Raw genomic sequence first — 6174 nt, forward strand, 5'->3', positions numbered from 1 at the left:
TACCGGCCTCGATCGCGTCCGCGCACGCAAGGAGAACAACGTGGAAACTCACGTCGTGCTTTCGGCAGTCGCTCTGGTCGCGACGTCACTCACCGCAAAACAACAGGGAAAACCAGGACTGATACGTTCTCCCAGTCGCCTCATCTGACGGCCCCAGCCCGGAGTCGAAGCACGCGCCGCCTGAGAGGCATCGCTCTCAGGCGGCTCTATTCGTGATCGAAAACTGACTCAAACACCTGATTCAGCGAGCGTTTCTGAGACTTCTCTCACCGAATTGATTATCAGTCGGCAGATTCGAACTGGATCAGTCTCACGCTGCCATGTCTGACGAATTGATCTTGAACGTGCAACAGGCTATTTAACAGAGGAGCAACAGAGGGCTCTCGAGGTTGCATACGAAAAAGGATACTTCAGCGAACCGCGTGAGATGTCGCTCGAGGATATTGCCAACGAAGTCGGTGTCTCCTCTACAGCGATGAGCGGCCGGCTGCGCCGAGGAATGAGAAGTCTGGTCTCCTCTACACTTATCGAAGATAAAAAATAAGTGACTTCGCCCTTGTAGTTGGGGCGCTATTCAGATTATACCGAGTAAATACACACCTATACTAAATAATAATACAACATCTAAGATTCTAGCTGATTTTTGATTTCGTCATATATTGGTTGAATCAATTTATTCCAAGCTCTTAATCCCAATTGAGCCTGCTCCTTGATCAATTATGTCCTGAGCACCGTCTACACTGTCTTCATATATATCTTCAGTACTATCAATCCCCCTATCAACAAGGACGACGACCCGGCGATCGGCAAGTGAGAATCGTTGGTTCGAGACGTGCTCGCCGCGACTGACCTGCCGGTCACGACGGAGCCCGCCAGTGAGGCCCTGCTGCCCGATGATCTGAACTATGACTCGAGTCGGTCCTATGCGCAGAACAAAGCCCGAATCGATCGATATCGGACTGCGGAGTGACCATGCTCGAGCGCGTGCGAGAGAAATAGCTACTCGTCGTTCTCAGCGACCCACTGCAACGCAGTAACAAGGACCTGATTTGCTGTCTCGACTCTGCCCCGTTTCGAGAGTGCGTGCGGGCCGTCGATCGTCCCTTCGAAGATGGTCCACTCGTCGCCGTCGTGGACGGCCATAAGCCGCTGTTGACGGTCGTGGTCGTCGACAGCGATTAGTTCGTCGTCGAAATCGAGTTTGAGATTCGCCACTAATTGGTATTCTAACATAAATATGTTGAATCTATCGAAATAGGTGGCTACTTTAAATCGAATGCTTCCGCAAGCCGATCTCGCATGTATTCACGCCGATACTGTCGCCGTTCTGCCTCCAAGAGATAGTTTTTAAACACGACACTCGCGTCCGAGCTTCCCTGGTCGGCCGCGATCGCGTCGAGAGTCGCGAGGAGCTGTTTCTGTGCGTTTGCATACGCCGTATACCAGAACTGTCGCCCCATCTTTGAGGTCGGCGTCTCCCCGCACACCTGGACGTCTGCCCGCTTGACGATCCGTTGGAAGCACGCTTCTAATGTTGCGCCAGCATGATATCCTGCTCAGTCTTCGCTCAATTCCTCATAGAGGCGCTTGCGGATCCCTATGTCTTCGTCCGCGATCTCAGCAAGTATACTCCGAAGCTCTTCGGCAGACGCCGCTGCAAGGAGAGCATCCAGAGATTGATCACCGCCGACGGCTTCGACATCACCGCTAGCCAACACGGCTGCGACGATATGCTTACACGGCACTGCATCATCGGGACAGCTACACTGGCCACTGACATAGCTTCCCTGCGAGAGTGTCACCTGAACATCGTATGGACGGCTCCCTTGGACTGTCGCTTGGAGAGTATGGTCTACGTACTCGAGCTCAGTCACCGATCCACGTTCGTAGTAGCGGCTTCCTCGCTCATAACGGCCTGGCTCGGTTACCTGCCGAAGCGTTTCGAGATCGACTGATTGAGATGGTGTCTGTGTTTGGAGACGAGGAAATGCGTCTACAACGGGCTCGTCTCCTGGGATAGAGGGATCAGCTGACCGACGGTGGATCCATCCTTGCTCCGGCCATCCGATCGGGAACCACTTGGTCGGGTCGCTCACGATATCCCAACACGTTCCTATCACCGACGAACTATCCCCAGGGAATATCCCTTTGATCGTTACCGTACGCGGCGTCAGACCAATCTCTAGCGTGACATCAGTCTGGTGGGCGGTGTCGTCAGCAACTTGGTCAGCATAGTTCGAACGAATCTCCTCAAGTGCAGCGATCCCGTCGGCTGAGAACGCGTGGCCGGTCCGCTCAAGTTCAAGCACCAACTCAGCATATTTGTTCTTTTGGCGGTGTTTGATCAGTGGGCGATTGCTCCCGATCAGTTCGGTAGGGTCGTAGTCTGGGAGTGTTGTTCCCAATACAATCGGTTCAACCGGCTCTGTTGGCGTTTCCGGCAGGAGATCTTCTTCTATCGCATTTTCAGCAGTTGGCTCACCGAGTGGTGTCTCGAAGAGCCGTCCACAGGCTGGACAGACTGTACAGTTGAACTCACTATTGTGCCATGTCGTGAGTTCGTGGGCGCGACACCAATCACAGGGATGTCTAGTCTCCTCCTCGACCACCTCCCAACCGATGTCACGAATCGGCGTCACTCGCTTGAGTTGAGTGATGACTTGTGACCGCCGCTTCTGCTGCTGTTCTAGTTGTAGGCGGCATGACTCACACACGTCAGAACTCTTCTCACGGATGTCAGTCGGAAAGACAAGGCACTGCTCAGTGGTCCGGCCCTGTAGAATGGAACTCCCTGTAGAAGAGAGTGATATCGAATGAGATTGAGTACTGTCTGGTGATTGGGGCGGTTCGTATGCGACAATATCCGTTGCTGTGATGGACTCGTGTGGCGACTTCTCTGTCTCGTCAGCAAATGCTCGTCCATATCGGCACCCATCAGGCCCGACGATATGCCATTTCCCAGATTGTGTTCGGCCAAACGTTGGCACGGTTGCTTGAAAGAACAAGACGAATCCTCATAGGGTCTTTCAAGCACTTCCAATCATCTTGTGCAAGAAGGGGTTTGCCGACATCTATAGTAGTCGCCGTCGGTTCTCTTTCGAGTACTGTGACCTACCCCGCTCGTTCAGGGACCTTACGGTGGATTGCTCCCCGCATTGAGGGGCGCGTACGAGTCAATGCGATAGGCAACACGCCAGAGTTTGAGGACAGCACGAGTGACTAATTCTTCAGGAGACTGTTTAATACAGGAGTCTTCAACATCGTCAGGATCGGAACTAGCATCAGGCGGTGGATGGTAGTGTTCGAGATCAGAGACCGAAATGTAGTCGCCATCGTGAGAATGCTTCCCCCAACGGAAGTTCACATCTTTTGAGTCAGTGTAGTGGAACTTATAATCGGCCTGTGTTGTCCACTGAACGTCGATTCGAGCACTCGTGGCACCACAAAGACCATCATCGAGAGAGACTTCGAGGACAGACGGGTTGAGAAAATCATCAAGCTGTGGTGTCGCGAGCGGCTCTGCCTCGTCGACGAGTTCTCGAATCGTGATGAGGGCTGGCCGATCGATCGGCCCACGGAGCGAATGATCCTCTGTTGTCGCAGGTGTCTCACCCATCGTTACGCAGGAACGCTGCCATCAGTCAAGTGACGGTCATCATCAACGAAGCGCTGAGCATTCGCGATCGAGAGGGCGGCGTTCGCGAATGCGAGGTTACGGCGGAGCGTCTGCCATTCCTGGATTGTCTCGGCGTCGATGTCTCGTTTCGCAGAGGCAGATTCAGAGAGTGCTTGATTTGTCTGCTCAACGGCTAACTCTTCGGGCGAGTCGACACTGTACTCGGACTGGTAGCTGTTAAGCTGGTCACGCATTTCGGCGATACGCGTGGTGAGTTCGTCAGTTGAGACCTGCTCAAGAATGTCAGCAGCCTGTTCAACGACGAGTGATTCTGGCGAGCGACGATATGTCGTTCCACCATGTTCACCAGTCGCAGTGACGACGAACCCCTCGTTCGCGAGCACATTCAAATGCTTACGTGCTGTCTTCGGCGATGTCCGTGCGTCGTCAGCAATAGCGTCGACAGAAACAGACTCGTACGTATGCGCGATAACGTGGCGAACACGCTCGTAGGGAGTCGTCTCAGACACCCACTCCTCACTGACCGCTTCGTTGATATCCTCGAACTCGTCCGGTAAGGTTCGATCGCTCATATCAGTATTGACGAGGTGGAGTAATATAGTCCTTTGGCCAGATACTATTCTACAGTAGGCTGCTCATCGTGGAAGAGTAATGAACTAAGAGTGGATTATAGACAGTCGTTTGAGTCGCACAAAACACCGCACTTCGCCTGAAATCGTGCATTTTAGCCCCGCTAACGGCCCTATAGTCTCAGCACTCGGCGGACAGAATTTCTATAGCGTTATAAGGTTCACTAAGTATTGATTTGTGCCGGAGAACACTCGAGCAGTCCGGAATCAGACGAATGAGCGGTTTGGAGATCTACTGTGCATTAGTACAGTAATGCACAGTGAATTTATGCACCCCGACACTGTACGGGAAACCGAACAGATGGATCACAGCGATTCAGCGGCGACACCCGGAGAACACGCTCTCGAGGCCGCCATCGACGACTTCCTCGAGTCGGGCAACAAAGCCGGCAACTATCGCGATGCCCTCGAGCGCGTCTTGACCGACTGGCGACAGCGCCTCGAAGCTCGTGGCACCGAGACGGTTGAACGCGTCTCGAAACGCGACATGGCGACGTATGCGAAAGCACTCTCAAACGACGACGCAAAGACTGCAGCGACCGCGTGGACGTACTACGACTACGTCTCGGCGTTCCTTTCCTACTGCGTGAAATGGGACTGGCTCGAGGACAATCCAGCCCAGAAAGGGATTGCACTCGACGAGTTGCCACCGCGACCGACAAAAAGGAGCGGTGACCAGCAGTTCTGGTCAGCTGAGGTCCGCAAAGCGTTGCTTCGGTATGCCGATCGTCGTGCCCACGAAGCCGTCGACGAAAAGGGGTCGGCCGCACTCGAGGAACTGCGCGATCGCGCGCTCGTCTATCTGCTGGCCTACTCCGGCGCACGTGGTGGAGAAATCCTTGCGGACCCACGTGACGACCGGCGTAACGGCTTACGGTGGGGCGACATCGACCTCGAGAACAACCAATTCCAAGTGCTCGGCAAAAGTCAGCACGAAGACGAGGAGGTCCAACTTCCACGACAAGTGCATCGGCCACTCGAGCGGCTGGAACAGGCCCTCGAGCCGCCGACACCCGAGTGGCCCGTGTTCGCCACGAGCCATGCACCATCGCTGTACAGGAATCTCCCCGATGACGTAGATCCGTCCGCGGGCGAACCTCTCGAATTACATCAGAAACACGGGGTCGTTCCGCCGTCGCTGTCGACCAACGGCGGCCGATCGGTCCTGAAGCGGCTGTGTGACGAGGCCGACCTCAAGATTGACGGCGACTACTTGAAACCCCACGGCGCACGGCGTGGCGTCGGTGAAGCCATCTATCGCGAACACGGTGCGGCCGCAGCACAACGGGTGTTGCGCCACGCTGATCCTCGGACGACCTCACAGATGTACGCCCACATCGAGACCGAAGAATTGGCAGAGGAGACGTCTGAAATCTTTGAGAACGAGTGAAATCGGGTTGTGTAAACTGCTAGTTGATCAAACGATCTTTATCCACGGTAGTTATCTTACGCGCTTGTGTTAGAATGTATATATAATGTCCCAAGTGCAATGACTGCTTCTGCTGCTTTTGAGACAACAGCCATTGGATTGAGGTCACCATTCATATAGAACGCCTCAATGCTGAAGCCTTGAAACATAAACAAACCGAAGATTGTTGCAATTGCATAGTACTACTTCGGCGGTTGAATCGGCACCGCAATCTTCGCTGGACGCCTTTGAGTTTGCATGGCCCAAATCAACTGCCGGATACAGAATCCAAAGTTGGCGATTCGGCGATTTCTTGACCCAGTTCGGGCCGCGTTCACGACGCGGCCCGACGGCTCGTCGTGGGCGCGTGCCGCCAATACGTGGCGGATGGCACTTGCCTACGTTGAGGGGTTAGTGCGCCCCGGCAGCCACAAAACCTTGCGTGGCATTGGGAAACGAATGGATGTTCATGAAGACCGCATCCGGCGATTCATTACTCA

General features: G+C 54.2%; 6 protein-coding genes and 3 pseudogenes. 3 read left to right on the forward strand and 6 right to left on the reverse strand.

The features are described from left to right. Positions 1 to 358 precede the first annotated feature (358 nt). Positions 359 to 544, forward strand: a pseudogene (locus tag BSG09_RS19650) (helix-turn-helix domain-containing protein); the annotation flags it as partial. A gap of 455 nt (positions 545 to 999) precedes the next feature. Here BSG09_RS19650 and BSG09_RS19655 read toward each other — a convergent pair. The 5 genes and pseudogenes from BSG09_RS19655 to BSG09_RS19675 all read right to left on the reverse strand — a co-directional run bounded on the left by BSG09_RS19655 (position 1000) and on the right by BSG09_RS19675 (position 4209). Then, positions 1000 to 1215, reverse strand: coding sequence for a hypothetical protein (locus BSG09_RS19655; RefSeq protein WP_223174758.1), 216 nt, complete (start codon positions 1213 to 1215; stop codon positions 1000 to 1002). A gap of 47 nt (positions 1216 to 1262) precedes the next feature. Beyond that, positions 1263 to 1541, reverse strand: a pseudogene (locus tag BSG09_RS19660) (site-specific integrase); the annotation flags it as partial. A gap of 15 nt (positions 1542 to 1556) precedes the next feature. Then, positions 1557 to 2609, reverse strand: a complete 1053-nt coding sequence (locus BSG09_RS19665; protein WP_223174757.1) for an SWIM zinc finger family protein — start codon at positions 2607 to 2609, stop codon at positions 1557 to 1559. Positions 2610 to 3133: 524 nt separating this feature from the next. Beyond that, a complete protein-coding gene (locus BSG09_RS21800; protein WP_092936146.1) occupies positions 3134 to 3616 on the reverse strand; it encodes a hypothetical protein in 483 nt (160 codons plus the stop codon). A gap of 2 nt (positions 3617 to 3618) precedes the next feature. Beyond that, complete coding sequence (locus BSG09_RS19675) at positions 3619 to 4209, reverse strand: DUF7342 family protein (protein WP_092936148.1); 591 nt, start codon at positions 4207 to 4209, stop codon at positions 3619 to 3621. Between the two features lie 310 nt (positions 4210 to 4519). Here BSG09_RS19675 and BSG09_RS19680 point away from each other — a divergent pair, with 310 nt between their 5' ends. Then, positions 4520 to 5656 (forward strand): tyrosine-type recombinase/integrase, encoded by a 1137-nt coding sequence (locus BSG09_RS19680; protein ID WP_223174756.1) that lies wholly within the window; start codon positions 4520 to 4522, stop codon positions 5654 to 5656. A 56-nt stretch (positions 5657 to 5712) separates the two neighbouring features. Here BSG09_RS19680 and BSG09_RS21910 read toward each other — a convergent pair whose 3' ends face one another. Further along, positions 5713 to 5868, reverse strand: a complete 156-nt coding sequence (locus BSG09_RS21910; RefSeq protein ID WP_463508981.1) for a DUF7475 family protein — start codon at positions 5866 to 5868, stop codon at positions 5713 to 5715. A gap of 64 nt (positions 5869 to 5932) precedes the next feature. Between BSG09_RS21910 and BSG09_RS21195 the strand changes: the two are divergent. Further along, positions 5933 to 6174: pseudogene (locus BSG09_RS21195) on the forward strand (IS701 family transposase); the annotation flags it as partial.

This window comes from Natrinema hispanicum (assembly GCF_900111485.1).
Taxonomy (GTDB): domain Archaea; phylum Halobacteriota; class Halobacteria; order Halobacteriales; family Natrialbaceae; genus Natrinema; species Natrinema hispanicum_A.

Bases quoted from the DNA above. Each gene is read 5' to 3' on its own strand.
- BSG09_RS21800 (WP_092936146.1), bottom strand. From the start codon at position 3,616: ATGGGTGAGACACCTGCGACAACAGAGGATCATTCGCTCCGTGGGCCG.
- BSG09_RS19675 (WP_092936148.1), bottom strand. From the start codon at position 4,209: ATGAGCGATCGAACCTTACCGGACGAGTTCGAGGATATCAACGAAGCG.
- BSG09_RS19680 (WP_223174756.1), top strand. From the start codon at position 4,520: ATGCACAGTGAATTTATGCACCCCGACACTGTACGGGAAACCGAACAG.